The organism is Photobacterium carnosum (genome assembly GCF_002849605.1).
GTDB lineage: Bacteria > Pseudomonadota > Gammaproteobacteria > Enterobacterales > Vibrionaceae > Photobacterium > Photobacterium carnosum.
In genome coordinates, this window is record NZ_NPIB01000017.1 from 25,305 (window position 1) to 52,216 (window position 26,912).

General features: G+C 37.2%; 24 protein-coding genes and 4 tRNA genes. 19 read left to right on the forward strand and 9 right to left on the reverse strand.

Features of this window, described 5'->3' with window-relative positions:
• Positions 1-52: 52 nt before the first annotated feature.
• Both CIK00_RS13560 and trpS read right to left on the reverse strand, forming a co-directional pair.
• The gene (locus CIK00_RS13560; protein ID WP_232576679.1) at positions 53-598 is read right to left on the reverse strand and encodes a DUF2799 domain-containing protein; all 546 of its coding nucleotides are present in this window, start codon (positions 596-598) and stop codon (positions 53-55) included.
• Between the two features lie 281 nt (positions 599-879).
• Positions 880-1,911, reverse strand: coding sequence for a tryptophan--tRNA ligase (gene trpS, locus CIK00_RS13565; RefSeq protein ID WP_101769377.1), 1,032 nt, complete (start codon positions 1,909-1,911; stop codon positions 880-882).
• 876 nt (positions 1,912-2,787) lie between these two features.
• Between trpS and CIK00_RS13570 the strand changes: the two genes are divergently transcribed.
• From CIK00_RS13570 to CIK00_RS13620, 11 genes are all read left to right on the forward strand, one after another.
• On the forward strand, positions 2,788-4,251 hold the full coding sequence (locus CIK00_RS13570) for an MFS transporter (protein ID WP_101769378.1): 1,464 nt from the start codon (positions 2,788-2,790) through the stop codon (positions 4,249-4,251).
• A 355-nt stretch (positions 4,252-4,606) separates the two neighbouring features.
• Positions 4,607-4,948, forward strand: a complete 342-nt coding sequence (locus CIK00_RS13575; RefSeq protein WP_101769379.1) for a hypothetical protein — start codon at positions 4,607-4,609, stop codon at positions 4,946-4,948.
• 277 nt (positions 4,949-5,225) lie between these two features.
• Complete coding sequence (locus CIK00_RS13580) at positions 5,226-6,941, forward strand: NAD-dependent malic enzyme (RefSeq protein ID WP_101769380.1); 1,716 nt, start codon at positions 5,226-5,228, stop codon at positions 6,939-6,941.
• 374 nt (positions 6,942-7,315) lie between these two features.
• Positions 7,316-7,735, forward strand: a complete 420-nt coding sequence (rbsD, locus tag CIK00_RS13585) for a D-ribose pyranase (RefSeq protein ID WP_101769381.1) — start codon at positions 7,316-7,318, stop codon at positions 7,733-7,735.
• Positions 7,736-7,791: 56 nt separating this feature from the next.
• Positions 7,792-8,718, forward strand: a complete 927-nt coding sequence (rbsK, locus tag CIK00_RS13590) for a ribokinase (RefSeq protein WP_101769382.1) — start codon at positions 7,792-7,794, stop codon at positions 8,716-8,718.
• A gap of 45 nt (positions 8,719-8,763) precedes the next feature.
• The gene (gene fucP / locus CIK00_RS13595) at positions 8,764-10,086 is read left to right on the forward strand and encodes an L-fucose:H+ symporter permease (RefSeq protein WP_101769383.1); all 1,323 of its coding nucleotides are present in this window, start codon (positions 8,764-8,766) and stop codon (positions 10,084-10,086) included.
• Between the two features lie 9 nt (positions 10,087-10,095).
• On the forward strand, positions 10,096-11,157 hold the full coding sequence (locus tag CIK00_RS13600; RefSeq protein WP_233426566.1) for an aldose 1-epimerase family protein: 1,062 nt from the start codon (positions 10,096-10,098) through the stop codon (positions 11,155-11,157).
• A gap of 161 nt (positions 11,158-11,318) precedes the next feature.
• Positions 11,319-12,239, forward strand: coding sequence for a ribokinase (gene rbsK, locus CIK00_RS13605; protein ID WP_101769385.1), 921 nt, complete (start codon positions 11,319-11,321; stop codon positions 12,237-12,239).
• Between the two features lie 32 nt (positions 12,240-12,271).
• Entirely contained in the window at positions 12,272-13,294 is a 1,023-nt protein-coding gene (locus CIK00_RS13610) for a substrate-binding domain-containing protein (protein ID WP_101769386.1), read from the forward strand.
• 701 nt (positions 13,295-13,995) lie between these two features.
• A complete protein-coding gene (locus tag CIK00_RS13615) occupies positions 13,996-14,292 on the forward strand; it encodes a SemiSWEET transporter (RefSeq protein WP_101769387.1) in 297 nt (98 codons plus the stop codon).
• Positions 14,293-14,720: 428 nt separating this feature from the next.
• Positions 14,721-15,365 carry a bifunctional 4-hydroxy-2-oxoglutarate aldolase/2-dehydro-3-deoxy-phosphogluconate aldolase gene (locus CIK00_RS13620; protein WP_101769388.1) on the forward strand — a complete coding sequence of 215 codons (645 nt, stop codon included), beginning with the start codon at positions 14,721-14,723 and terminating at the stop codon, positions 15,363-15,365.
• A gap of 157 nt (positions 15,366-15,522) precedes the next feature.
• On the opposite strand, the gene CIK00_RS13625 is transcribed toward CIK00_RS13620, so the two are convergent.
• Both CIK00_RS13625 and CIK00_RS13630 read right to left on the reverse strand, forming a co-directional pair.
• On the reverse strand, positions 15,523-16,206 hold the full coding sequence (locus tag CIK00_RS13625; RefSeq protein ID WP_101769389.1) for a type 1 glutamine amidotransferase domain-containing protein: 684 nt from the start codon (positions 16,204-16,206) through the stop codon (positions 15,523-15,525).
• Positions 16,207-16,495: 289 nt separating this feature from the next.
• Positions 16,496-17,218 (reverse strand): YebC/PmpR family DNA-binding transcriptional regulator, encoded by a 723-nt coding sequence (locus tag CIK00_RS13630; protein ID WP_101769390.1) that lies wholly within the window; start codon positions 17,216-17,218, stop codon positions 16,496-16,498.
• A 326-nt stretch (positions 17,219-17,544) separates the two neighbouring features.
• Between CIK00_RS13630 and CIK00_RS13635 the strand changes: the two genes are divergently transcribed.
• The 4 genes from CIK00_RS13635 to CIK00_RS13650 all read left to right on the forward strand — a co-directional run bounded on the left by CIK00_RS13635 (position 17,545) and on the right by CIK00_RS13650 (position 19,669).
• Positions 17,545-18,273: an IclR family transcriptional regulator gene (locus tag CIK00_RS13635; protein WP_101769391.1), complete on the forward strand. Its 729-nt coding sequence runs from the start codon at positions 17,545-17,547 to the stop codon at positions 18,271-18,273.
• A 35-nt stretch (positions 18,274-18,308) separates the two neighbouring features.
• On the forward strand, positions 18,309-19,295 hold the full coding sequence (locus CIK00_RS13640) for a formimidoylglutamase (RefSeq protein ID WP_101769392.1): 987 nt from the start codon (positions 18,309-18,311) through the stop codon (positions 19,293-19,295).
• 166 nt (positions 19,296-19,461) lie between these two features.
• Positions 19,462-19,552 (forward strand) — tRNA-Ser (locus CIK00_RS13645).
• A gap of 40 nt (positions 19,553-19,592) precedes the next feature.
• Positions 19,593-19,669, forward strand: a tRNA-Asp gene (locus tag CIK00_RS13650).
• Between the two features lie 196 nt (positions 19,670-19,865).
• Here the strand turns inward: CIK00_RS13650 and CIK00_RS13655 are convergent.
• Positions 19,866-20,366, reverse strand: coding sequence for a LysE family translocator (locus CIK00_RS13655; RefSeq protein WP_373322862.1), 501 nt, complete (start codon positions 20,364-20,366; stop codon positions 19,866-19,868).
• A complete protein-coding gene (locus tag CIK00_RS21700; RefSeq protein ID WP_373322863.1) occupies positions 20,363-20,488 on the reverse strand; it encodes a hypothetical protein in 126 nt (41 codons plus the stop codon). The genes CIK00_RS13655 and CIK00_RS21700 overlap by 4 nt, the downstream gene beginning before the upstream one ends.
• Before the next feature lie 336 nt (positions 20,489-20,824).
• Between CIK00_RS21700 and CIK00_RS13660 the strand changes: the two genes are divergently transcribed.
• Entirely contained in the window at positions 20,825-21,463 is a 639-nt protein-coding gene (locus tag CIK00_RS13660) for a deoxynucleoside kinase (protein WP_167388562.1), read from the forward strand.
• A gap of 65 nt (positions 21,464-21,528) precedes the next feature.
• Here CIK00_RS13660 and CIK00_RS13665 read toward each other — a convergent pair whose 3' ends face one another.
• The gene (locus tag CIK00_RS13665; RefSeq protein WP_101769394.1) at positions 21,529-22,563 is read right to left on the reverse strand and encodes an ABC transporter substrate-binding protein; all 1,035 of its coding nucleotides are present in this window, start codon (positions 22,561-22,563) and stop codon (positions 21,529-21,531) included.
• Positions 22,564-22,750: 187 nt separating this feature from the next.
• Between CIK00_RS13665 and CIK00_RS13670 the strand changes: the two genes are divergently transcribed.
• From CIK00_RS13670 to CIK00_RS13680, 3 genes are all read left to right on the forward strand, one after another.
• Complete coding sequence (locus CIK00_RS13670) at positions 22,751-24,031, forward strand: NAD(P)/FAD-dependent oxidoreductase (protein WP_101769395.1); 1,281 nt, start codon at positions 22,751-22,753, stop codon at positions 24,029-24,031.
• Between the two features lie 191 nt (positions 24,032-24,222).
• A tRNA-Ser gene (locus CIK00_RS13675) sits at positions 24,223-24,313 on the forward strand.
• A gap of 40 nt (positions 24,314-24,353) precedes the next feature.
• Positions 24,354-24,430, forward strand: a tRNA-Asp gene (locus CIK00_RS13680).
• A 389-nt stretch (positions 24,431-24,819) separates the two neighbouring features.
• On the opposite strand, the gene CIK00_RS13685 is transcribed toward CIK00_RS13680, so the two are convergent.
• Positions 24,820-24,924, reverse strand: a complete 105-nt coding sequence (locus CIK00_RS13685) for a 30S ribosomal protein THX (RefSeq protein WP_101769396.1) — start codon at positions 24,922-24,924, stop codon at positions 24,820-24,822.
• 282 nt (positions 24,925-25,206) lie between these two features.
• The gene (locus CIK00_RS13690) at positions 25,207-26,832 is read right to left on the reverse strand and encodes an AMP-binding protein (RefSeq protein WP_193435473.1); all 1,626 of its coding nucleotides are present in this window, start codon (positions 26,830-26,832) and stop codon (positions 25,207-25,209) included.
• Between the last annotated feature and the right edge of the window lie 80 nt (positions 26,833-26,912).

Here is a 26,912-nt window from a genome sequence, read left to right on the forward strand (position 1 = left end):
GCCGAGTGTTAATACTCGGCTTTTTTGTAACTATTTAATAAAAAAGATATTTTCAATCACGCTGCACTAATTCTAGTTTAGCTAATTCTTTTTTTAATCGATTTAATTGTGCTTTTTTCTTTTTTATTAAATTAGGTTGTTGATTGATTTCTTCTATTTTTTCTAATTTCTGCTGTCTTTCACGAGCCGTTAACTTATCGTAAATGATACTGTTTTTTAATTTAGTCAATCGCTGTTGTTGATATTCACTATCATATTGTTCATTTTGTAATGCTTGCTCGGCTTGAGTCACTTTGTTTTTTAACGTGAATAATTGTTGTCCTTTATGATAACCACGTAAAAATAGAGCAGAGGTCGATTGTGGACAAACACCAAGATAGCTATTGCCATTTGAACCAACAAAAAAGCCATGACTTTCAGTGCAGTATGTTATTAATCCCTGCTGATAACTTGCTTGATATTGGTTAAAGTTAGCATGAACCTTATATTCAGAGCACGCAGAGCTTCGTTCATTAAATTGATTGGCTGATGCCCCTTGTGAACCATCGACATAGCCTAAAGCTGACCAATTTGCCGCTTGGCATTCTTGTTCATTCATTACGGAGCATGCACTTACCGTTGAGCATAATATAAGTGTAATAGTGAGTGATTTTATCGTCATGAATGATTATCTTATAATGAATAAAATGGAGTATTTTAAAGGGATCACAATTAAAAATAAAGTAAGGTATTTTTAATACTAATATCTATGCATAAATAACAGTGATTTTCTGGTAATAAAAAGGCTAATTAATTGCTAGTGCTATTATTTAATATATTAATAGAGTGTGTTAATTAAAAGCGATACCTATATTTAGCGGTTATAGATATCGCTAATGATTAAAATAAATTCAAACCAAAGGCAGTTTTAATATCCGTTAAAACTTGCTGGGTTTGTTGGTTAGCATGTTCAGTGCCAGACTTTAGCACCTCAATGAGATAGTCTTTATTATTTAAATAATCAGCGCGACGTTCGCGTATTGGTGAGATTAAATCTTGTAGGCATTGTTCTAATATTTTTTTTGTTGTTCCATCACCTAAACCTCCTTGACGATATTGCTGTTTCAACGTTTCAATATAAGCGCCATCTGGGTGGAAAGCATCAAGGTAAGTAAATACAATATTGCCCTCAACGCAGCCAGGATCTTCAACACGAAGATGAGTAGGATCGGTATACATTGATTTTACCGCTTGTGAAATAGTCTTACTATCAGCACCTAATGTGATGGTATTACCCATTGATTTAGACATTTTATTTTTACCATCAGTACTTGGTAAGCGAGCGACTTTACTCAATAGTGGTTGGCACTCAACTAAAATATTCTTACCTGCAATGGTGTTTATTTTTCTGACAATTTCATTTGTTTGTTCAAGCATCGGTAATTGGTCATCACCGACAGGAATTAAACTTGCACGAAATGCAGTAATATCCGCTGCCTGAGAAATAGGATAAGTTAAAAATCCAGCAGGAATAGAACGGCCGAAAGCTTTAGATTGAATTTCACTTTTAACGGTAGGATTACGTTCTAAACGTGCAATAGAAACGACGTTAGAGTAATACATGGTTAATTCAGCAAGAGCGGGAATCGCAGATTGTAGACAAATTGTGGTAAGTTTTGGATCAATACCAACCGCTAAATAATCAGCCACAACATTAAGAATATTGTCTGCGACCTTTTGTGGATTATGACCGTTGTCAGTAAGACCTTGCATATCAGCCACTAAAATATTCTGTTGGTATTGATGCTGTAATTGTACCCGTTGCTGTAATGAGCCAACGTAATGACCAAGATGGAGCTGACCTGTTGCCCGATCGCCAGTAAGAATAATCGGTTGATGTTGATCTGGTGTGATTGATGCTTGAGTGTTCATCTGCTTCTCCGAAAAAGTGCGGCCGGAGAGGTGAGGAAATACGGATAAGATTAAGCGTATTCATTTGCAACCTTCCGGCGGCAAAATGAAATAGAAATAAAAAGATAACTCTATTCAGCGCCGCTCTATGAAGAACGCCACCAAAAGAAGAGGGATGAGATAGTGCTTGTTATCTTTTTCATGCTGTAAACGTATCAAAATAATTTAAATGAAACAAGTTGTTTTATTTGATAAATAAATGATGTTTTTTATAGATTGATTATGTTTCTCGTTCTAATGCTTAGATTTAATGTGACTTTAAAAATTTGTAGTCTTTATGAAGTTAAAACGACATGTAAATAAGCTGATGTTACAGGTGCTAATATTGTAATAATAATTACTGGAGTGTAATAATGTATTTATATTTTGTTGTGATCATATAAATGAAGCGTGTCTTTTAATTAACAACGAGAAAGTATAATCATACTTGAGGCGCGTTTTTTTTCTAATAAAATGAGCAAATGAAAGGTCGTTTGATTTAATTTGTATTAAAAAATAACTAATATTGTTCAAATATTAGTTTATATAGACATAATAAATAGTATTTTATATTTTATTTTTGATCTTGAAATATAAAATAAACCTAAAAATAGACAACTAGACACTATTTTTATTGTTTTTTATTTAAATATAACTCTTTGATTATCTTTTATTTTTTGCTTGGTTTTGAATTTTTATTAGCATCTTGTAGTCAACAAGGCAATCATGGGTTCATAATGACGGTTAATGGCATTTAGAAAATAAATTTCATCTTTGGTTGTGATATATGTTTATATACAGCCAACTTTAATACTGATATTCGTCTAAATTAAGACAATAAGCATTGTTGATTTTAACATGAATCAAAAAATAGAGATTCAACCGAAAAACACGATCCAGAATTATATTGATGGAATATCCATCAGTAATTCAGTCACTAATAAATATTCAATGTCAATGACACGTGTGCAATGGCGAATTTGGTTATTAGCAACATTTGGCAAGTTTTTTGAGGGTATGATCGTTTTTATGATGGGGTTAACCCTACCATTATTGACCCTACAATTTCATTTAACAGAGCTACAGAAAGGTATAATTAGTTCCTCGATTCTGTTTGGTATTTTAATTGGAGCAAGTGCTCTGGGTGGGCTATCTGATCTTTATGGACGTAAGAGAATGTTCATTATTGAGATGGCTTTACTCTCTATATGCTTGATAGGTATGGCGACTAGCCAGTCTTATTTGAGTATTGTAGTGTTTAACTTTGGCATTGGTTTAGCTTTAGGGTGTGATTATCCTACGGCGCACTTAATGATATCTGAAAGTATTCCATCCAAAAACCGCGGTAAGTTGGTTTTGGGTGCGTTTGCATTTCAGTCTATTGGTGTTTTGCTTGGTATTTTAACCGGTATTTTTGTATTGACGTACGTAAACGACATCAATGCATGGCGGTTGATGTATGTTATTGCTTTGATTCCATCGTTGGCGATTACGGTTGCACGTTTCTTTATTCCAGAAAGTGCGCATTGGCTTTTGTCTAAAAATCGTAAGGCTGACGCTGAAATATCACTTAAGCGATTATTAGAGCGATCTCAACAGTCGACAATGCCAATTGAAGATGTACCGAGTGACGAAGTTGAATTAACTTCTTGGATACATGGTTATAAGCGATTATTTAAGGAAAAATATCGCGCAAAAACTATTTTGGCATCAGTGCCTTGGTTTATTCAAGATCTTGGTACTTATGGTATTGGTATTTTTACGCCTGTTATTCTTGCATCTGTACTTGATCCTCATCAAGCAACGGGTGGTGACGCGCTACATAACATCATTGCTAATACGGTTTATTTAGCAAAAGGTACTGCTGTCATTGACTGCTTGCTTATTGTTGGTGTTATCTGTGCGATTATTTTTTCAGAATCTGTTGGCCGTATGAAACTGCAAATTTATGGTTTTATTGGTTGTGCAGTAGGTTTACTGTGTGCGGCTGTTTCAGTGAAAATGCATGGTGATTATCAGATGTACATGCTGTTTTTAGGTTTTATGTTATTTAATTTTATGAATAACTTAGGCCCAAATGCACAAACATATTTGATTTCAGGTGAGATTTTTCCGGTGAAAATCAGAGCGAAAGGGGCAGGTTTTGCAGCATCAATTGCTAAATTTGGTGCTATTTTAACGGCTTTCTTATTTCCTATTCTATTACATGGAATTGGTGTGTTTACGCTCTTATTATGCCTAGTTGTGACGTCATTATTAGGCGCATGGGTAACGCATAAATACCGTTTTGAAACATCAGGTAGAAATATCGAAAGTATGTAATTACCGATATTAACGTATTTATTGAAAGGCACCAGTTAATGACTGGTGCCTTTTTTATATTTATATTTATATTTTGTTGAGTGATAGTTTTAGTTATTGCCGTTAATTATATTAGTGATGTTTGCAATAGTTATTGCCTTTTAAGTCGTAATTTTAGGTATCTATTTATTGACCTTCCCCTAAGTGTAATCTTTATGATGCTACTAAATAGATTGATAGCAGAGAGTAGAGGTTAAGATGAGTTGTTGTAATAAGGCCCCAAAAGGCGGGGCAAGTTTAGGGTTATTATTGAAGTTTATTGCTGTAATTTTTGTGTTGTTATTAATTGCTTCTTATTGGCAATAAGGTCTAGCTAATGAAACCCTCTGTCGTGATTGAACCCCATCATCGTTGTTGCTATATCACAGGTTCGAGTGTGAGCATTGAAGCGATGTTAGCCACATTGAAGACCAACCAATATATTCAGTCAGTAAACATTAACTCATCACATAAATTGCAGTTGATTTATGATTTTAGATATATTGAATTTCAGCAGATATTGGCCATTATCAGTACTACAGGTGTTAACTATAAGAATGGTTTTTTTCAGCGATTAAAATATCAGCTGTATAGTGATGCTGATCTACAGGCGCGTGATAATCTAAAGATTACGCCATTTTGTTGTGATAAAGTCGCGATTAGGCGTGAAAATCTTTAGTCTGAGCGAAAATTAAGTCTTTTGATTGTTTGGCCGTCTTGAATAATGTTTTATTGATCCCTTTCTTCGTATAACAAACTAACTCAGCATAGCAAACTAATTAAGTGGGTATTTTTAATCGTCAATATGATTAAAAATGCGACTGTTCACATTTTTATAAAGTGGTTGGATATACACTCCATTTTATATTATGGCTTTATCATTACGTATAACTGTCGTTATGGTTATCTGTGATCATAAAGTGTGTTGCTATGGTTGTTATATACGGAGATAGAATATGACTATCGGTAAGTACCTCAGATGGAAAGATTCGCAAGGGAACGTGTTTCGTCCTGTGTCATTAACAGGCACCGAGTTACTCAATGATCGCACTTTAAATAAGAGTACGGCTTTTACTCAAGAAGAGCGCGATGCTTTTCAATTAACGGGATTATTACCCCCGCGAGTACAAACGTTTGATGATCAACTTAACCGTGTCTATGACGGCTTTAGTAATGCTTCTACGGATATTGAAAAATACCTCTTTTTACGTTCGCTTCAAGAGCGTAATGAAACCCTTTTTTATGCGTTACTCTCTCGCCATGTAGAAGAAATGACGCCCATCATTTATACCCCTACTGTCGGCAAAGCATGTCAAGAATTTAGCCATCGTTATCAAAAAGCACGTGGGTTATATATTACTGAAGATAATGTCGGTGCAATGGGTGAGATGTCGCGCCATTTTATGGGTAAAGACATTAAAATTATTGTCGTAACCGATAGCCAAGGCATTTTAGGCATTGGTGATCAAGGCGTTGGCGGAATGGGGATCCCGATTGGTAAGTTATCACTCTATACTTTAGGTGCTGGCATTCACCCTGCCCATTGTTTACCGATTGTGTTAGATGTAGGTACTGATAACCAAGAGCTGCTTGATGATCCAATGTACTTAGGCATTTCACGTAAACGACTTCGTGGTGGTGCTTATAAACGCTTTATTAAATCATTTGTACAACAAGTAAAACGCCATTTTCCAAAAGCAGTATTGCAATGGGAAGATTTTAGTAAAGCCAATGCGTTTGATAATCTAAGTGATTACGAAGATAGTTTGCCATCATTTAATGATGATATTCAAGGTACTGGCTCGGTTGTTCTTGCCGGTATTTTGGGTGCATGTAAGATCAAACAAGAACGATTAGTGGATCAAACCTATGTGATCTACGGCGCTGGCGCGGGTGGCGTAGGAGTTGCTGATCAAATCTATGCAGGGTTACTAAAAGAAGGTTGTACGCATCATTCTGCTCGTGAGAAGATTTTCATTCTTGATTCTAAAGGCGTCGTGTTTGATGATCGCGATGGTTTAGAAGATTATAAACGTCGCTATGCTAAATCACGTTCAATTTCTGCCGGATGGCATGCCGCTGAGTTGGGTAAGATTAGTTTAACCGAGCTTATTAATAACCATCCAGTCACCGTATTGTTAGGCGCCAGTGGTATTGGTGGTTCATTTACTGCTGATCATATTCAGAAAATGATGGAATATACGCCACGACCGATTATATTCCCACTCTCTAATCCTACCGCCAATTGTGAGGCTATTCCTGAAGCGATTTATCATTGGAGTGATGGACAAGCTATCGTCGCAACCGGCAGTCCATTCTCTGATGTAGAATATAATGGGCATCAATACCGCATTGGACAGGGCAATAATGTCTTTATTTTCCCTGGTGTTGGCTTGGCGTCTATTGTGTCGCAAACGGCAAAAATTACTCAAGATATGTTTACCACTGCGTCTTATGCACTTGCTGAGTGTGTAAGTGATGAAGATATTGCAAATGGGTGTATTTACCCTCGCATTAGTGCGTTGAAAGCCGTTTCTATTCATGTTGCTTATTCAATTTTAGCTCAGATGCAAGCAACAGATGCTTGTTGTCACTTACGAGATCAAGATCTTGAGCAAGCATTAGCTGAACATATGTGGGAACCGGTCTATTTGCCGTATCGACGAGTATAACCACGCTGTTTTGTAATCATGCGTGATAAAAAAGCCATATTCTTAATTGAATGTGGCTTTTTATTTTATAAATCATGCGCTTAATTATTAATACCAGTGTGTTTTTATAAATAATCGTATACAGATTGATATGATACTTTTTTAATATCGAAACGTTTCGATTGTAAAACTGTGAGCTAAATAGATATTTTAGTTATTTTATTGCAGTTGAAAGCGATCCTTCTCACACCTTCTCTATTTTGCTCTGGTGAAAAATTTGAGTCCGTTTATTATCCTCATCGAAACGTTTCGATATGTTTTTCTGCCACTTAAAAAACATCAATACTAAGGCAGAAAATTTGAGAGGTATAACGTGTAACAAGAAGGTCTACCAAATGAAAAAAAGTACGCTAATTAATGCAGAGCTTTCATACCTTGTGGCAACACTAGGACATACAGATGAAATCACTATTTGTGATGCAGGTTTACCGATCCCTCAACATGTAAAACGTATTGATCTTGCGTTAACCCATGGTGTACCAAGTTTTCTTGATACGGTGAAAGTGATTTTGTCAGAATCACAAATTGAAGGTGTCATTATGGCCGCAGAGTTTGCTGAAGTCAGTCCTGCTCATCATCAAGCATTGTTAGCTATTTTAGATCAAGAAAGTACAGTAACGGCTAAGCCGATTCATATTTCATATTTATCTCATGAAGAATTTAAGCAACGCACTGCGCAAAGTCGTGCTGTTGTGAGAACAGGAGAATATACGCCGTATGCCAATATTATTTTCCAAGCTGGTGTCGTTTTTTAAATCATTGAGGAAGTGAGCTTCGTTTATTTCTTTAACGTAACTAGAAGATATTTAATATGAAAAAAATTGCGGTTATTGGTTCGATTAATGTTGATTTAATTACTTATGGTGATCGTATCGCTAAAAGTGGAGAAACACTTGAAGCGACAGCATTTGCGATTGGTAATGGTGGTAAAGGCGCAAACCAAGCGGTCGCGGCTGCTAAATTAGGCGCACAAGTCGTTATGGTATCAAAAGTGGGTGATGACCAATTTGCAGAGATGAGTTTAGCAAATTATCGCAGTCAACAAATAGATACAAAGTTTGTGACTAAAGTGAGCGGTGTTAGTACGGGGGTTGCGCCTATTTTTGTTAATACAACTACATCACAAAATTCCATTTTAATTGTAAAAGGAGCAAACAATTATCTTACTCCGGCAGATATTGATGCCGCGGAAGCGGAATTGAAAAATGTCGATATGATTGTTTTGCAGCTAGAAGTGCCTTTAGAAACGGTTTATCACGCGATTGATTTTGGTCAAAAATACAATATCACTGTTTTACTCAATCCGGCGCCAGCCATACCTGAACTATCTCTGGAATATGTTTGTAAATGTGATTTTTTTGTACCCAATGAAACTGAACTTGAAATATTAACAGGTAAGCCTGTTTCAACGATTGAAGAGATCAATCAAGCTGCGAATATGTTATTTGAACATGGTTTAAAGAATCTGATTGTGACGATGGGATCACGTGGTTCACTGTGGATATCCAAGACAGGTGAATATCTTGCTAAGCCAATTAAAGTGAATGCGGTTGATACATCAGGCGCAGGTGATGCTTTTATCGGTTGTTTTTCACATTTCTTTACTCAAACCGGGGATGTGGTATTAGCACTGGCAAAGGCGTCTATTTTCGCGGGGCTTTCAGTCACCGGAAAAGGGACTCAGTCATCCTATCCTACGATTGAAAGATTTGATGATTATCAAGCAAACAACCTCTAAAAATCATGCTCTTTGGTCAGAGTGATTATTTATGGAAGATAAATTATGTTTATTAAAAATAATACAATTCAACATGCTGATGGTTTTTTAAATAGAACCCCTATATTTCAATTTTTATTATTATCATCAGTATTTGCGCTTTGGTCTGCCGCCGCTGCACTGAATGATGTTTTGATTACGCAATTTAAATCAATTTTTGATTTGTCTAATTTCGCTTCAGCGCTGGTCCAGTCGGCGTTTTATGGCGCTTACTTTTTAGTTGCAATTCCAGCGTCAATGGTTGTAAAAAAAACCTCTTATAAATTAGCGATTCTACTTGGTTTAGCGCTGTATATTTTTGGCTGCTTGATGTTCTTTCCTGCATCTCATGCGGGTACGTACACCATGTTCTTAGCCGCTATTTTCTGTATTGCTATTGGCTTGTCGTTCCTTGAAACCTCATGTAATACCTATTCTGCAATGATCGGTGAGCCTGAACGGGCGACATTACGTTTAAACATTTCTCATACCATTAATGCAATGGGCTATATCATTGGTTTATTACTTGGTAAGCACTTGATTTTCCAAGATGGTGTCGATGTTGGTCATATGATGGCAACATTAACAGGTCCAGAGCTTGAAGCGTTTAAAGATCAAGTATTGCAACAAACATTAGAACCTTACAAATGGTTAGTCGGTGTAATCGCAACGATCGCTATTTTGATTGCGATGACTGAATATCCTAATTGTAAAGCGGCAACAGACACTAAAGATAACCAGCCATCATTTGGTGAGACACTGTCTTATTTAATGGGCAATAAACGCTTCTTCAAAGGTATTGTGACTCAGTTTGCTTATGTTGGTATGCAAGTCGCAGTATGGTCATTTACGATTCGTTTAGCATTAGAACTAGATCCTAATATGGTTGAGCATGATGCGGCTAACTATTTGTTGTATGCCTTTATCATGTACTTCTTGGGCAAGTTATTAGCGAACTACTTATTCACTAAAACGGCACAAGAAAATATATTAATGGGTTACTCAGCAATTGGCTTTCTCTGCTTGATGTACGTAACCTTTGTTCCTAACTTCAGCGCTGTTTGGGTTGCTGTCGGTACGTCAGCCTTATTTGCACCTTGTTGGGCAACGATTTTCGCTTCTACTTTACAATCTGTTGATACACGTTACACAGAAACTGCAGGTGGTTTTGTGGTGATGTCTATTATCGGTGGCGCAGCGATTCCAGTGATTCAAGGTCTACTTGCCGATAATATTGGCTTACAATCTTCATTCATTGTTAGTGCGTTATGTTTCGCCGTCGTGTTTGTCTACTTTATGAATGAAAAGAAATACAAGCAACAATTCAACTTTGTAGCTGCTAAAGCGTAATGTTCTATTATGACCACTCAAACATGGGTGGTCAGTTTTTGCGAGGAATTGAATATGTTTACCTTACCGTTATATAAAGAAAATTTCACCAAACAAAGAACCTTAATCGCTCAGTCTGAACATTTTGAAATTCATAGCTTCCTGTATCATTCAGGTGTTCATGCGATTGAAATTAAAAATGCCAAAGGACATTTAGTGGTATTGCCTTTTATGGGACAGATGATTTGGGATGCACAGTTTTTAAATACTGATTTATGCATGAAAAATATGTTCTCTGAGCCCAAATTTGCCAAAACAGTAGTTGAAACCTATGGGTGCTTTGCTTTTCATGCGGGCATGATCCGTATGGGATGCCCATCGCCACAAGATGATCATGTATTACATGGTGAAATGCCTTGTGCAACAATGGATACTGCATGGTTAGAAATTAATGATGATCGTGTTGTTATCAAAGGCTCTTATGAATATGTAATGGGATTTGGCGATCATTATTTAGCAATGCCTTCGGTACAGTTAGATAAAGATGCTAGCTTATTTGATATTAAAATGGTGGTGAAAAATCTTGCCACTGTGAATATGCCGTTGCAGTATATGTGTCACATCAACGCGACGTATGTTGAAAATGCAGTGATGACGCAGAATATTCCAGATAGTGCCTTAATGTTACGTGAAACTGTGCCTGCACACGTACAACCGACAGCGCAGTGGTTGGCATATAATGAAAGTTTGAAAACATCAGCACCTATTTCTATATTAGATAAACCTGAAATGCATGATCCAGAAGTGGTGTATTGCATGGATGATATTGCGCGTTATACCGACAAAGCCGTATTTAAGATGCAGATCGATGCTGATAAGTACCTGCAAACCGAGTTTGATACTCATGAGTTTAATTGTGCGACACGATGGTTATTGTGCAGTGGTGATCAACAAGTTGCGGCATTTGCATTACCTGCAACCTGTCGACCTGAAGGCTTTTTAGCGGCTAAAGAGAAGGGTTCTTTGATTTATCTTCAACCGAATGAAGAACGCTGCTTTAGCGTACGTACGGGTATTTGCCAAGCGTTATAATGTGTATTTACTCTCTCCTGAATGTTATTTAGTGATGGTAGGAGAGAGTAAAATGGATGCTTTTGATTTTTTATTTTAACGGTTAATTCAGCTAAAAATTAAAATCATCCATTTTTGTTATGTTCTATTAGAAAGGCTCTTTAAGAGCCGAGGAAAATCCTATGAATAAGTTAGTGGTATTAGGTAGTGTTAACGCTGACCATGTTCTGCAAGTCCCTTCTTTCCCACGTCCAGGCGAGACGCTTCATGGTCGTAATTATCAAGTTATTCCTGGGGGAAAAGGTGCTAACCAAGCGGTGGCTGCTGCACGTTTAAATGCAGATATCGGCTTTATCGCTTGTGTAGGAGATGATTCATTTGGGATCAATATTCGTGAAAATTTCAGAATGGACGGTATTGATATCACTGCGGTGAAAATGCAACCTAATTGTCCAACTGGCATTGCAATGATTCAAGTGTCAGATAGCGGTGAGAATAGTATTTGTCTTTCTGCAGAAGCTAACGCTAAGTTAACTGCTGCTGCGATTGAGCCTGATTTAGAGCGTATTCGTCAAGCTGACTATTTATTAATGCAATTGGAAACACCATTGTGTGGTATTGAAAAAGCAGCGCAAGTTGGCAAAGATGCGAATACCATTGTGATCTTAAATCCGGCTCCTGCGCGCGTATTGTCTGATGAATTATTAGCGTGTGTGGATATGATCACACCAAATGAGACTGAAGCTGAAGTGCTGACTGGCGTAACGGTTACTGATGCTGAGAGTGCGCAACAAGCGGCAAATATTCTGCATGCTAAAGGGATTCAAACAGTAATGATCACCCTTGGTGCCAAAGGCGTATGGTTAAGCCAAGACGGTCGTGGAGATATTATTGCGGGTTTCCGTGTGGAAGCAACAGATACAACGGCGGCGGGCGATACGTTTAACGGTGCATTCGTGACTGGTTTGTTAGACGGTTTAGTTTTAGAATCAGCGATTAAATTTGCTCATGCTGCTGCGGCTATTTCAGTGACTCGCTTTGGTGCTCAAACGTCGATTCCAACCCGTAAAGAAGTTGAAGATTTTCTGGCTCAGCAACAATAGCTAACGTAATGGCTCAATAAAGGAAAAATAACATGGCAACGATGAAAGATATCGCAAAATTAGCAAAGGTTTCTACATCAACAGTAAGCCATGTTATTAATAAGACTCGCTTTGTTAGTGACGAGATTTCAGAACGAGTAAATAGTGCTGTTAAAGAACTCCATTATAACGGGCCTTCAGTATTAGCACGTAGTTTTAAGGTTAATCGTACTAAAACCTTTGGTATGTTAGTGACGACATCGACTAATCCTTTTTTTGGTGAAGTTGTTAAGGGTGTGGAGCGTAGTTGTTATCAAAATGGGTATAGCCTTATTTTGTGTAATACCGAAGGTGATCACCAGCGGATGCGCGAATCTATCAATACCTTATTACACAAGCGCGTTGATGGTTTGATCTTAATGTGTTCATCATTAGAAGGTGAACGTATTGATGTCTTTGAACAATACCCTGATATTCCTGTTGTCGTTATGGATTGGGGACCAATGTTATTTACTAGTGATAAGATTCAAGATAATTCTTTGCGGGGCGGCTATATGGCAACCCAATATTTGATTGAATCGGGTCATGTTGATATTGGTTGCATAACCGGACCACTGATTCGGCATCAAGCTCAAATGCGTTATGAAGGCTATAAACGTGCGATGAATGAAGCGGGCTTAACCTTTAATGCTGATTGGATCATTGAGTCTGATTTTGAATGCGAAGGTGGCTATGATGCTTTTATGGAAATGAAGCAACATGGCGTGTTACCCAGTGCTATTTTTGTTTCCAATGACATGATGGCAATGGGCGTTATTAATGCAGCTAATGAGTGCGGTATGTGTATTCCTGATGATTTGTCGATAATTGGCTATGATGATATTCATATTGCTAAATTTATATCACCAGCATTGACGACCATTCACCAGCCAAAGTATCACTTAGGACAAGCTGCGGTTGAAACGTTATTAACCCGTTTAGATCATCAAGCAAGTGATACGCAAGTTATTCAAATTGAGCCAACATTAGTAACCCGTAAGAGTGTGAAAATTATCAATAGTAATAATAGTAACTAAACGACCATCGTTATTGGAACACTTGTTTATGGTTTCATTCCGCGCTTAATTATTTAATTGGTATAGCTAGATGATAAGTTTTCCCGCTTATCATCTTTTTTTTGTATCTGACATAGCATAATGTTATTTCAATAGATTATAATTTAGCTATCGTTGTTTCTTTGCGTTGTTTCTTTGCGTTGTTTCTTTGGTGGCACAGAGATTATTAACATCGTACTCAATAAGTTGTACTTTGAGAGCGGCGAGAAAATTTATGTGCAAAATAGATGATCCATTTGCTGCTTGGTTACAGGTAGCCTTAGGATTTACGATCCTATTTGTTGTAAATTAGCATTGTCAGCCATTATATGCAGTGATTAGACGATTTTTAAGAGAGTAGAAGATACACGTAATAAAAAGTCGTAACTAAATGATTTATTTACGACTTAGTGGTTGGGAAATAGTTGCTTTATTATTCAAATATTGACTCTAGTAATAAATATAAACTGCGCAGTAAATCCATATAACACCTTCCGTAGTGGCTAATTTTTTCAATATATTTCGTTGTCTACTTACAATCTAGAATAGTGTGATTGTGTGGTAAGTCAATGACTGAAATGTATATATTGTTTACCATTTGTTGTGAATATGTAATGTGTTGATTTTTTTTATATATTTTTAATATTATTAATTAGAGCACGAATAGAACATAAGGATTATGAATGACAACTCGTTTTAAACACTTAGCCACAGCATTTGAACCTTTTATGTTATTAATGGGGGTTATTGGTCCATTAGCGACGCTGCCGCAATTATATAAACTATTTTTCTCTCATAGCGAACACGCTTTAGGATTGTCTCTCACTACTTGGGTGCTCTATGCCTTATTAGCGGCATTATGGGCCGTATATGGTTTCGTTCATAAAAATCCGCCAATTTGGGTCGGCAATAGTTTGGGTTTTTTAATGGATATGGCAATGGTGATGGGTATCTTTTGGCATACTGGTGGTACGTTTTAACGCTATTTATTCGCTTATTTATATAGATATAAACCTTTTTTATAACTGTTGCTGGGTTGTATTTTATATACTCAGTAACAGTCTCCTTATTTTAAAGCCCTACGTTATTAAACAAAAACACTTACGTTAGCTTTCATTATTATTCGATGATTTGATCTATCTCTCAGGAATATTTTTGGCTATCTTACCTGAACGTGGCAAAATTAAGCACGTAGAAGTGCTTGAATAATTGAAAACATCAGATTGTAAAATTACGGTTGATTTTAATTATCGGCCATAATTATAGAATAGCGTTACTCATGTTAAAACAGGGTTATCAGAGCTAGGTATGCTCGCTGAAATTATTGCTGATCGTTTGTACCGTTTAGGCGTCAGCTATATTCCTTTGCAATGTACCTAATACTTAACGGATTTAATGAGTAGTAATTATGATGACAAATGAATGGATTGATCGTTTGCGTGCATTGCGAGTCATGCCTGTAATTCAAATTGAATATGCAATAGATGCTGTACCTCTGGCTAAAATATTAGTTGATAATGGTTTACCTGCTGTTGAAATCACCTTTCGTACCGCTGCTGCGGTGGAGTCTATTCGCTTAATTCGTGCCGCTTATCCTAATATTGTGTTATGTGCTGGGACTGTTCTAACTATTGAGCAAGTGGATGCCGCTATGGCTGCGGGTGCTGATTTTGTTATTAGCCCTGGATTTAACCCTACTATAGTTAAATATTGCCTTACTAATAATATTAAAATAATCCCTGGGGTGAATAATCCTAGTTTAGTTGAACAAGCATTAGAATTAGGTGTAAATGCCCTGAAATTTTTTCCAGCTGAAGCTTCTGGTGGTGTCAATATGCTTAAAGCATTAGTGGCGCCTTATAGTCAGGTTCAGTTAATGCCAACGGGAGGAGTGACACCGCTTAATTTGGGGGAGTATTTAGCGATTCCACAAGTAATAGCTTGTGGCGGAACATGGATTGCACCAACCAACACAATTACCAATCATGACTGGGATCTGATTGCTGGTAATGTACGTGAAGTGTGCGTAATGATTGCTCAGATGAAGGCGTAGGGATTGATGATGAATAATACTATAACTGTAATATGGATAGAAAATGCTAAGCCTAGTTAAGTTAAATAACTAGGCTTTTATATATTCAGCGGAAACCTTTTAAATAACCATCTGATAATAAATTTATCAAAGACAGATCACAATGAAGGTGCATGAATTAATGTGCGTTTAATTGACGAATTATCTCTGTCGCAACCGCTTGTGCTGATGCTGGGTTTTGACCAGTGATTAGATTATCATCGACCACAATATAGCTCTGCCAATCAGGTCCTTGAGTGTAATGCGCACCTTGGTCAGTTAACATATCTTCCAGTAAAAAAGGAACCACAGCACTTAATCCAACCGCGTCTTCTTCACTATTACTAAAACCTGTGACATTTTTGCCTGCGATAAGTGGGCTGCCATCCGTGTTTTTAGGTGCTTTTAATGCTGCTGGTCCATGACAAACAAGACCAGTGGGTTTGTTATGTTGATAACACCATTCAATAATATTTTGTGAGGCTGCATTCTGTGATAAATCCCATAGTGGCCCATGTCCGCCAGGATAAAACACGGCATCGTAATCGGCTGGGTTGATGGTTGATAACAGTAATGTATTCGCTAATTGTGTGACTGCATCTTGATCATTTTTAAATCGAATAACCGATTCTGTTTGCATCTCTGCTGTATCACTTTTTGGATCAATGGGCACTTGTCCGCCTAGTGGTGAAGCGAGGGTAACCGTGTCATTATTATCTTTAAATGCATAAAAAGGGACAGTAAACTCATCTAACCATAAGCCTGTTTTTTCAGTGGTTGTACCTAAACTTTGATGAGATGTTAATACGATTAAAATATTCATATTTACCTTTAAACCCTTATTTAAATAAGTCATATTAATTGGATGTAAATTAATATCTTAATTAGTTATAGGCTTAAATAATGAGACTTACAAGCATACATCGTTGTTCTTTTATCAATATTATATCTAAGAAGTAATTAATAAATAATCTGGATGAAAAATAATAGCAAAGTGGTAGGAATCATTATGGAAGTAAAAGCAGCGAGGTATTGAAATAAATAAGATGAATAGCGAAATAAACAAAAAGGTCACCGAAGTGACCTTTTTGTGAAAAAATGAAAGACTAAAATTAGTCAGCCATTTCAGCGTTGTGGTAAACGTTTTGTACGTCATCACAATCGTTTAGTGCATCAAGGAATTTTTCAAACATTGCAATATCGTCACCAGACAATTCAGTCTTTGTCTGTGGAACGAAAGCAATTTCTTCTGAATCAATGGTAACGTCAGCCATTGTTGCAGCAAGAGCATTTTTCACTTTAAAGAATTCAGTGTGCGGAGCGTAAACGGTGATCTCGCCGTTTTCACAAGTGATGTCAGTAACGTCAACGTCTTCCATCATTAGATTTTCAAGAACCATTTCTTCGTCGGTGCCTTTGAACTCAAATACTGCTTGGTGCTCAAATATGTGACCCACGGTGCCTGGGCTACCGATTTTTGAATTGTTTTTAACAAATGCTTGACGAATGTCCATAAAAGTACGGTTGTTGTTGTCTGTTAGACAGTCAACGATAACCATGCAGTTGCCTGGGCCAAAACCTTCGTAACGTGCAGTTGAGTAATCTTCACCGCCGCCGCCGTTTGCTTTATCTATCGCTTTTTCGATAACGTGGCTTGGTACTTGATCTTTTTTTGCTTTTTCAATAAGACGACGAAGTGCTAGGTTGCTATCCGGATCGGAACTACCATTCTTAGCACAAACGTAGATTTCTTTACCGTACTTAGAGTAAACCTTGATCTTAGCGCCTTGGGTTTTTGCCATAGACAACTTACGTACTTCGAACTTTCTTCCCATGAGGAATCACTCTCTTTTACTGTTTTAAACGGTCAATTATGCAAATATTTTACCAGTACCCCCTTATTCTGGCTAGTTAGATCTGTATTTATGCAGGCTAAAGTTGATTTTTTTATTTTTACGTTGAAATAATAAACCAACCTAAAAAATAATAGCCATGACGTCTATTTTTGGAGCTAAAGACTTCGAAGATGGATTAATTTCTCGTAAGGTAATAAATTAAAGCAAATAAATCCTATATTTTCTCATAATACAAGAATAGCACTTGTTGTTCGCGCTATAATTGGGTACAAATAATCATCACACAAATTAGAGATAACTGACCTGTGACTCATTCACTCAGTGCTAATGAAAAATTGTTGCAAGTGCTCGTTCATATTGCAGCATCAAATGTACCGCTACAAGCACAACAACTCAGTACCGAAATGGGAATGCCAATAAGTAGCTTATATCGTTATTTGGCCTTACTTCGCGATTGGAATTTAATTGAAGAAAATCATGGGTGTAATACCTATAGTGCCGGTCCTGCTGCACTGCAACTTCAACGTAATTTTGAAATGAATTCACCATTACCTGATGGTGTAAGACCTATCTTAAAACGGTTACAGCAGCAAACAGGTGAGATGTCAGCTTATATGGTCGCGGTTGGGTTTAATGCCTTATGTGTTGACAGTATTGATAGCCCTTATGCACTGCGTTGTAGTTATGAAAAAGGTCAAAGTCAGCCATTGATTCGTGGTGCTTCAGCTAAAGTTATCTTGGCTTATTTACCCTTGGCGCGCCAATTAACGATTTTAGAACATTATGAGATTACCGAACAAACACAGATTGATACTTGGATTGCTGAATTGGATCTAATTAAGCAAGATGGCTTTGCAATTAGTACGTCAGAAATTGATGCCGGTGTTTCTGGCGTCAGTGCGCCAGTTTTTGTAGGTAATAAGGTTGTCGGAGCGGTTAGTGTTATGGCGCCAGCCGAGCGTATAAATAGCCGTAAAAATAAAATTGTAATGAGTGTATTACAAGCCGCAAGAGCATTACCACCACAGCACTAGTCATGTTGTTTGTAAAAGATAGGGAAGATAGGCGTATGTTAGTTGATCAATTAAAAAAGTTATTTAAAAATGAGCCACAAAAACCGATGTTATGTCATCGTAAACATACGCTCATCAGCCCTTATATTCAGCAACATCAACCTGGAATTATGCTTGTTGGTGTGATTTCTGATCTTAGTCTTGATTGGGGACGTGGTTTACAAGGGGCTAAAGAAGGTCCTGCTAGTATTCGACGCATATTACCGTATACACATGCTCAAACGAAATTACCTTTCTATGATGCTGGTGATATTGAACAAACAAATAATGATCATAGTTTTGTTGCTGTTAGCCAGAGACAACATCAATTGTTACTGCGTAGTTTACGTGAGGGTCATTTCCCTGTTGTTCTTGGTGGAGGGCATGAGATCTCCATTGCTAGTTACCAAGCATTATCTGACTTTAGTACTGAAGACATTCCTGCGGCAGTTATTATCACTGAAGATGAGCAACCACAGTTGATACCACAACGAGTGGGTGTGATTAATTTTGATGCTCATTTTGAGCTAAGACCCTCATTATCGTTACGAGCAGGCTCTGCGTTTCATGCTGCATGGTGTTATAGCAAAGAACAACAACGCAGTTTTGATTTTCTTGGTCTCGGTATTTGTGATCATGCTAATTCACAAGCAATGTTTAAACTTGCAGAAGATTTAGGTTGCCAGTGGTTACTTGATAATCAAATGACCACGCGAAATAAGAAACATGTTCAAGAGCAATTAGATAGTTTTATTGATAGTGTTGATTGTATTCAATTGAGTATTGATCTTGATGTGTTTTCATCATCGATAGCGCCGGGTGCTAATATGACTCGGATGCATGGTGTGAGCTTATCGATGGTTGAATGGGCGATTAAACATATTATGGCGAGTGGCAAAGTGAAAATTGTCGATATTGCTGAATTAAATCCTGAATATGATTATGAAAATCAAACAGCAAAATTAGCAACCAAGTTAATTCAAACGATTGTTCATTTTGCATAAATCATTTTTATAAATAAGTAATGATATGAAAGTGCTAGTTTTATAATCATAAAGATGTTTTTTTAATGGTTTTGAGTGAGTATTGATATCAATACCGTTAATAATATTGTTTTTGTAAAAAAAAGACTTTACAGATGCCATGATGATGGGTATTATTCTCGGCATTGGAGAGATGGCTGAGCGGTTGAAAGCACTGGTCTTGAAAACCAGCATATGTTTATAGCGTATCTAGGGTTCAAATCCCTATCTCTCCACCACATTCTAGAAATTTGATGTAATCGAGTTTCATACAGAATTGGAGTGGTAGTTCAGTTGGTTAGAATACCGGCCTGTCACGCCGGGGGTCGCGGGTTCGAATCCCGTCCACTCCGCCAACACAACGAATCCTCGTCAGAAATGACGGGGATTTTTTGCATCTGGATTATCCAAATCATAATCAATAGAACGTAATATCCCCTCTTTCTCTGATTGCCGACCTGTCACGTAGGGTGGCGTGGGTAGTAGATTCCTTATCGTCGCTCGTAACCTCGCTGTAGAGAATGACGGGGTTGGTTCCTCAATAATGATAAGTTACTTATTTACTGCTAAATACGCCCCTGCCGCAATCATAATGCTACCTGCTGTTTTATTTAACCGTTGCTGTGCTATTGGCGTCTTAATAACGTTAGCTAAACGTGATGCACCACAAGCCACTAGCATAATTGCCGTCATTAATGCGATGGAAGATAAGACAGAAATAAGAATAAGATCACTGCCATGTAAGCGGGTTAAATCAATAAATGTCGGTAAAAAAGACACATAAAATAAAATGACTTTAGGGTTAGACGCTGAAATTAAAAAGCCATGACTAAAACTGGTGAATGACGTTTGTTGTGATTTTTGTTGATTAGAAATGGGTTGATTGTGGGTAAAAGTGGTGATCATCTTATAACCCAGATAAATTAAATATCCAGCACCCAGATAACGAATAATTAAAAATACGTCTGACCAATTGTCAGCGATGGTGGCTAAGCCAAAGCAAGCTAATTGTAAATAGAGCAGATCACTTACCACCATGCCTAATGCCATCATGATACATTTTTAGGACCTTCAACCATCGCTTTGGCAAGAATTGCAAATACACCAGGACCGGGAGTAATTGCAAAAATAAAAATAGCAATAAAGAATGTGACAGCAGCTTCAAACGACATCATGTCATTCCTATCAGTAAATAGATCGGGAATGTTATCACGATGCTAATGTTTTACCTTCGGATTTTTCCATTTTAAATTAAGCGTTGCTTATAATGTAACTATTTGTTTTTAATGGTTTTTATTGTTATTTATGATAGCGTAATATGATAATAATAATTGTTTTCAATACAATGTAATAATTAAAGTGCTGTATTTTGCTTTTTAAATAATCAAACAACACATAAAGCATGGTTTTTTGTGGCGATTAGTTTCAGAATGTCGGGTTTATTGCATCAGCAAATGTTAAGAGCATCACTGTGTGGTTCTCTGTCTATAAGTCCTCAGAGGGAAAAGTTCTTGGATAAGCCTAAAATTATATGTGTAGAAGGTAATATTGGTGCCGGTAAATCGACATTACTCCCTCAATTAGCAATAGCCTTAAATGCAACTGCTATTTTAGAGCCAGTAGATTCTGATCCTGAATTTCAACATCTATTGGGTGAATTTACTAGCGACCCTTTTAACGTCGATGCACGTAGTAATTTTCAATGTTACATTACTGCCCAACGCGCTGAACTCTTGAATAATTTAGATCCTCAAGGTGTCTATATTATTGAGCGTTCTTTGTTAAGTGATTTAGTCTTTACCCACGCTTGTATTGCTAATTACAATAGTACAGCTGAAGATATAGCTAAACATATGGCGTGCTATCAGCATTTAATCGGTCAAATCAATCAATATCCAACCATTGACTATTGTATTTATTTAAAGACAGATCCTGAAGTAGCTTATGGTCGTATGCGTCAACGTGGACGAGCAGAAGAGATGGGATTAGACCTCGGTTATATCAGTGATATTAATGCCTTTCATGATGCGGTATTACCACAAGCATGTCGTAAAATGGGCACAATATTAATTAATATTGATTGGAATACACCACTTACAGTAACCGATTTATTACCACAGTTGAATGCTGCTGGTTTAGTGATGAACTGATTTTTTGAGTTTGTTATAAAACTAGAGAGGCTACAGTTAATGATTAACTGTAGCCTTTTTTGTGGTTAGCTTTTTAGCATCTGCCAATATCTTTGGTAAATATTCACAGCGTCACCGACATCATCCGTAAATTCACCATTCTCGACTTGTGCGTCAGTTGGGAAAATCATTGAATCATTCTGTAATTCAGTCGGTAAAAATTGTTTTGCTTGTTTGTTAGGTGCAGGGAAACCCAATTCTTCGATAATTTTAGCTTGGTTTTCTGGTCGCATAAAGAAATCGATAAATTTAAATGCGAGATCTTTATGTTCGCTACCTTTAGGGACGATAAAATTATCCATCCATAAAATAGCACCTTCTTTCGGATAGACAAACTTAAGCTCTGGCATCTCTTTTTTTGCCATAAAAGCATTACCGTTCCATTGCATACCCACCATCGCTTCCCCGGTGACATAAGGAACATGTGGTGCATCAGAATTATAAACGACAACATTTTGACGTAGCTTGAGTAAGCTTTCGTAAGCCTGCTTAATTTCGACTTCATTGGTGCTATTGATGCTATGACCTTGAGCGCGCAATGCCATACCGAACACATCTCGAACATCATCAAGTAACATCACTTGTTGTTTGAAATTCGTGTTCCATAGATCTTTCCAGCTTGTTACCTGATCAGACGTGATCACTTCTGCATTGTAGCTAATCCCCGTGACACCCCATACATAAGGTAAAGAGTAATCATTATTAGGATCAAATGGTTGTTTCATTAGACCAGAATAAACGTCATTTAAGTGATGCATTTTGCTTTTGTCTATCTTTGCAAGCATGCCTTCACGTGCCATTTTGTCAATAAAATACGTCGATGCAAATGCAACATCATAGCCTTTACTATCAAGTAGCTTAAGCTTGGTGTACATCGATTCATTATTATCAAACGTAGAGTAATTGACGGTGACATCATATTCTTTCTCAAAGGCTTTGATTACATCTGTTGGCATATATTCCGCCCAGTTGTAAACGTTAAGCACATCATTTGCTGCCGAAACATTAAATGCTGAAAGTGCGAATGCTAGTGTGGTCACCCCTTTGAATATTTTCTTCATGTTATTAATTCCTAATTGACCAGGTAAGTCAGATCTGAGCGCGGATATTAGACAGAAGTTTGTTGGTGTCAAAAACAATTAAGCTAAATTATGAGCTGAGTCACAGTAATAAAGTGCTTGTGAAGCCATAAGACTCGTGACATTATCCGCGCGATTTTTAACCTGTATTTTTTTGTGGGCAATTGGAATGTCAATCAACAGTCAATATATCGATAGTTACTACCAAGCAACCGTTAATGCGTTACCTGAACAACCGCTACTAGATCAAGCCATTGAAGCTGATGTTTGTATTATTGGTGGTGGTATGACGGGGCTAAATGCCGCGATTGAATTACGTCAAAAAGGATTTTCTGTTGTGGTGCTTGAATCACAACGTTTAGCATGGGGAGGATCTGGGCGTAATGGTGGCCAGTGTTTAGTGGGTTTTTGCCTAGGGTTACGTGAAGTTGATGAAACATACGGACCTGAGTGGGGCAAGCAACTGTGGGATCTCTCTTGTGAAGCGGTTGATATTGCTCGTGATCGAATCGAGCAATTTAATATTGATTGTGATTTTCAACAAGGTTATATCGAACTTGCGCTGAAGAAAAGCCAAGAAACAGAACTAAAATCTTGGTATGACTTAAAACAAAGTCGTTATGATTACCCAAGTGCTAGCTGGTGGGACAAAGATAAAGTTCAACAAGTTGCGCATACTGAACGCTATTTAGGTGGTCTGTATGATTCAAACAGTGCTCATATGCACCCGTTGAATTACACCTTAGGTTTAGCAAAAGCAGCATTAGGTTTAGGGGCGACTATTTTTGAAAATACCCCAGCGGTAAAATTGGATAAAGGCAACCCGCATATTATCCATACGCCTAAAGGTCAGGTTAAAGCAAAGCAAGTGCTATTAGCGTGTAATGCGTACCTTGAGGGATTACATCGTAAAGCACAGAGCGTTGTGCTGCCTGTTGTATCTTACATTGGTGTTACTGAGCAATTAGGCGATCGTCAACCTATCAGTAATATGATGGCAATGTCAGATTTAAATAATAGCCTTGATTATTACCGCCCAACACCGGATGGTCGTATTCTGTTTGGTGGTGTTAATCACCCATTCAATGGTGAATACAGCGATTCAAGTGAGCGTCTACGCCAGCGCATGATCACCGTGTTCCCACAACTTGCTGACGTGAAGATGGAATACCATTGGGGCGGATTATTTGCAGTTACTCGTTCTTATATGCCGCAAATCGATCATCTAGGCAATGATATCTATGTTGCTCATGGTTATACCGGACACGGCGTCGGACTAACGAATATTGCGGGTAAAGTGGTTGCGGAAGCAATGGCGGGGACGGCTGAACGTTTTGATGTATTTGCTAAAATTAAACACGGTTGGATCCCTACACCTGAAGTTTTACGTAAACCTGCTTTAGCGATGGCAATCTGGAAAGCGCGTTTAGAAGATTCATTAACTAAGTAATTAAATTTAGTTGCAATAAAATACAAAAAAGTAAAATTATTTGTAATTCTCAAGGGTCGACAGTTTGTCGGCCTTTTTTATACTCAAATAAATCATAAATCAGCATGGTAGTACGAAAAATAAGCTGTTGATCTTTTTCCTTAAATTTTCGCTTTACAGCATCAGCTAACCTCGCTATTATGCGCGGCATTGGAGAGATGGCTGAGCGGTTGAAAGCACTGGTCTTGAAAACCAGCATATGTTTATAGCGTATCTAGGGTTCAAATCCCTATCTCTCCACCACATTCTAGAAATTTGATGTAATCGAGTTTCATACAGAATTGGAGTGGTAGTTCAGTTGGTTAGAATACCGGCCTGTCACGCCGGGGGTCGCGGGTTCGAATCCCGTCCACTCCGCCAACACAACGAATCCTCGTCAGAAATGACGGGGATTTTTTGCATCTGGCTTATTTAAATTACAATCAACCATTTGTAGTATTTTTCTATGATTGCGGTCTGTTGTGCAGAGGAGCGACTGATTTTCGGGATGGAAAATCCTGTCCACTTCACAACATAACGAATCCTCGTCAGAAATGTGAGGATTTTTTGAATAAATATTATTAATAAATTTTTTGGTTTAGCTGTTATATATCTAAATATAATATTTGTACGAAAGGCTATATTGAACTGTTCTTATATTTTAATAATAGCAAAATATGAAGGGAGCTGTAACGAATGAAAATAGGTGATAAATGATACTAATTTAAGAAAATCAATAAGTTGAATTAGTATCATTTATAGTAATAGCATTAAGCGCTATGATGTTTTCTGTTACCTTCAGTTGTTAAACGAGCATTGCCGTGAGAATGAATACGACGTTTGCCTTTACATGTTTTGATATCACCTTTAGCCATGAGAAATAATCCTTTTTAATGAAAATATAAATAATAGAGAAGAAGAAATCATCTTAGAACTATTAATATTTAATTCAACATGGTGAAATATTGCTTATAAAATCAGAGTGTAAATATAAGCGGACACTATTAATATTTTATTGCACTATTCTTAATATATATTGAGATATCAGCTTATAGTTAATATATAATTGCATTATTCGATTGCTTTATATTAATTTTTTCTCAGTTTTAAATTTATCTTATTCTTATACAATAAGAAATGAGCTGAAAATATAATGATTATTGCCATTTTATTATATGATTATTATTCCAAGTATCATCAATTGTTGCATAGTGCTGCTCTAAAACATGACGTTTTATTTTTAACGTTGGTGTTAAAATACCATTTTCAATGCTCCATGGTTCTTTGATCATCAGTACGCCCTTGATTTTTTGATGTGATTCAAGTTCGGTATTTATTTTTTTAATGATAGTTTGAAGTTTTTTTTCATACCGAGACTGATCGAATTGAGCATAGTTATGAGCAACGGCTAACAATATAGGTGCGGTCATTCCTGAACCAATTAAACATACCATTTCAAAATGACCCAGATCCATTAAGCGTTTTTCGATCGGCACTGGTGAAACAAATTTTCCTTTAGCTGTTTTAAACGTATCTTTTTTACGGCCTTGAATAGTTAAATAACCGTCATTATCTAAGCTGCCAATATCACCGGTATATAACCAGCCGTCATTATCAAAGCTTTCTTGGGTTGCTTGTGGATTATTATAATAGCCACTAAATAAGCCTTTACTGCGTACTAAAATTTCTTTATCTGCCGCAATTTTTAACTCAATACCGGGACCTGCATTACCGACAGTACCTATTTTGTCACTGCGATAAGGATGATTAAGAGTACTGTAGGCAAATGATTCTGTCATTCCCCATGCTTCGGTAATATTAAGCCCAATACTTTCATACCAAGATAATAATCCCGCTGATACAGGAGCGGATCCACAGCCAAGGACGCGTGCTTGATCGAGTCCTAATCCTTGCGCTAATTTACGTTTAATTAATGTCGAAATGAATGGGATTTTAAGTAGAATCTTTAATTTAGCTTGTGGCAGTTTATCTTGGATCCGTTGTCGGAATAGGGTCCATAAACGGGGTACAGAAACAAAAATAGTCGGACGATGCATTTTTACATCATCAATAAAGGTATCGAGAGATTCAGGAAAGGCGACCTGTAACCCTGACATAATCGAAGATCCAAAGATATAAACGCGTTCAGTAATATGGGCTAATGGTAAATAAGAAAATAACCGGTCATTACTTTTTAAGCCAATATGCTCAATAATTTTTTGTGATGACCAGACAAAAGCGCCATAAGTTAACATTGCGCCCTTAGGCATGCCTGATGTACCTGAAGTATAAACAATCGACATTAAGTCAGTATCATGATGCGTTCTACATGCAGTTGTCGGTGAGTATTGCTCAATAAGGTCGTCGAATTGATATTGACATGTTGGTGTGCCGGGATAAGACAAGGCAATCGTAGGAATTGTAGCATGGCTGGTTATGACTTCATTGACGGCTGTTGGGCTATCTAGTTTTCCGATAATGATTAATGCTGCATCACTATGATCAACACAATGAGCAATGGTATCAGCCCCGGCAGTGGGAAAGATGGGCACACTAACATAACCGCCTAACATCATGGCTAAATCACAGATAAACCATTCGGCACAATTTTTAGAAATCAGCGCAATACGCTCACCGGGTTGAATACCGAGTTGTTGAAATGCGGTAACTAAACGTTGAGCTTTATCCGCAACACTTGCATAAGTGTAATTAACAAATTGACGATTGATAATTTGCTTTAGATAAACATCGTCAGGACGTTCGTTGGCCCATTTAATGATCATATCAGCAGGTGTTTGCAGTTGAGTCATAAGCACTCCGATTGATAATGGACCATAATTGTTCGTGTTATTATAATGTTAAA

Excerpts from the sequence above, each read along its gene's own strand:
- CIK00_RS13560 (WP_232576679.1), bottom strand. The coding sequence starts at position 598 with ATGAATGAACAAGAATGCCAAGCGGCAAATTGGTCAGCTTTAGGCTAT.
- trpS (WP_101769377.1), bottom strand. The coding sequence starts at position 1,911 with ATGAACACTCAAGCATCAATCACACCAGATCAACATCAACCGATTATT.
- CIK00_RS13570 (WP_101769378.1), top strand. The coding sequence starts at position 2,788 with ATGAATCAAAAAATAGAGATTCAACCGAAAAACACGATCCAGAATTAT.
- CIK00_RS13575 (WP_101769379.1), top strand. The coding sequence starts at position 4,607 with ATGAAACCCTCTGTCGTGATTGAACCCCATCATCGTTGTTGCTATATC.
- CIK00_RS13580 (WP_101769380.1), top strand. The coding sequence starts at position 5,226 with ATGACTATCGGTAAGTACCTCAGATGGAAAGATTCGCAAGGGAACGTG.
- rbsD (WP_101769381.1), top strand. The coding sequence starts at position 7,316 with ATGAAAAAAAGTACGCTAATTAATGCAGAGCTTTCATACCTTGTGGCA.
- rbsK (WP_101769382.1), top strand. The coding sequence starts at position 7,792 with ATGAAAAAAATTGCGGTTATTGGTTCGATTAATGTTGATTTAATTACT.
- fucP (WP_101769383.1), top strand. The coding sequence starts at position 8,764 with ATGTTTATTAAAAATAATACAATTCAACATGCTGATGGTTTTTTAAAT.
- CIK00_RS13600 (WP_233426566.1), top strand. The coding sequence starts at position 10,096 with ATGACCACTCAAACATGGGTGGTCAGTTTTTGCGAGGAATTGAATATG.
- rbsK (WP_101769385.1), top strand. The coding sequence starts at position 11,319 with ATGAATAAGTTAGTGGTATTAGGTAGTGTTAACGCTGACCATGTTCTG.
- CIK00_RS13610 (WP_101769386.1), top strand. The coding sequence starts at position 12,272 with ATGGCAACGATGAAAGATATCGCAAAATTAGCAAAGGTTTCTACATCA.
- CIK00_RS13615 (WP_101769387.1), top strand. The coding sequence starts at position 13,996 with ATGACAACTCGTTTTAAACACTTAGCCACAGCATTTGAACCTTTTATG.
- CIK00_RS13620 (WP_101769388.1), top strand. The coding sequence starts at position 14,721 with ATGATGACAAATGAATGGATTGATCGTTTGCGTGCATTGCGAGTCATG.
- CIK00_RS13625 (WP_101769389.1), bottom strand. The coding sequence starts at position 16,206 with ATGAATATTTTAATCGTATTAACATCTCATCAAAGTTTAGGTACAACC.
- CIK00_RS13630 (WP_101769390.1), bottom strand. The coding sequence starts at position 17,218 with ATGGGAAGAAAGTTCGAAGTACGTAAGTTGTCTATGGCAAAAACCCAA.
- CIK00_RS13640 (WP_101769392.1), top strand. The coding sequence starts at position 18,309 with ATGTTAGTTGATCAATTAAAAAAGTTATTTAAAAATGAGCCACAAAAA.
- CIK00_RS13655 (WP_373322862.1), bottom strand. The coding sequence starts at position 20,366 with ATGATGGCATTAGGCATGGTGGTAAGTGATCTGCTCTATTTACAATTA.
- CIK00_RS21700 (WP_373322863.1), bottom strand. The coding sequence starts at position 20,488 with ATGATGTCGTTTGAAGCTGCTGTCACATTCTTTATTGCTATTTTTATT.
- CIK00_RS13665 (WP_101769394.1), bottom strand. The coding sequence starts at position 22,563 with ATGAAGAAAATATTCAAAGGGGTGACCACACTAGCATTCGCACTTTCA.
- CIK00_RS13670 (WP_101769395.1), top strand. The coding sequence starts at position 22,751 with ATGTCAATCAACAGTCAATATATCGATAGTTACTACCAAGCAACCGTT.
- CIK00_RS13685 (WP_101769396.1), bottom strand. The coding sequence starts at position 24,924 with ATGGCTAAAGGTGATATCAAAACATGTAAAGGCAAACGTCGTATTCAT.
- CIK00_RS13690 (WP_193435473.1), bottom strand. The coding sequence starts at position 26,832 with ATGATCATTAAATGGGCCAACGAACGTCCTGACGATGTTTATCTAAAG.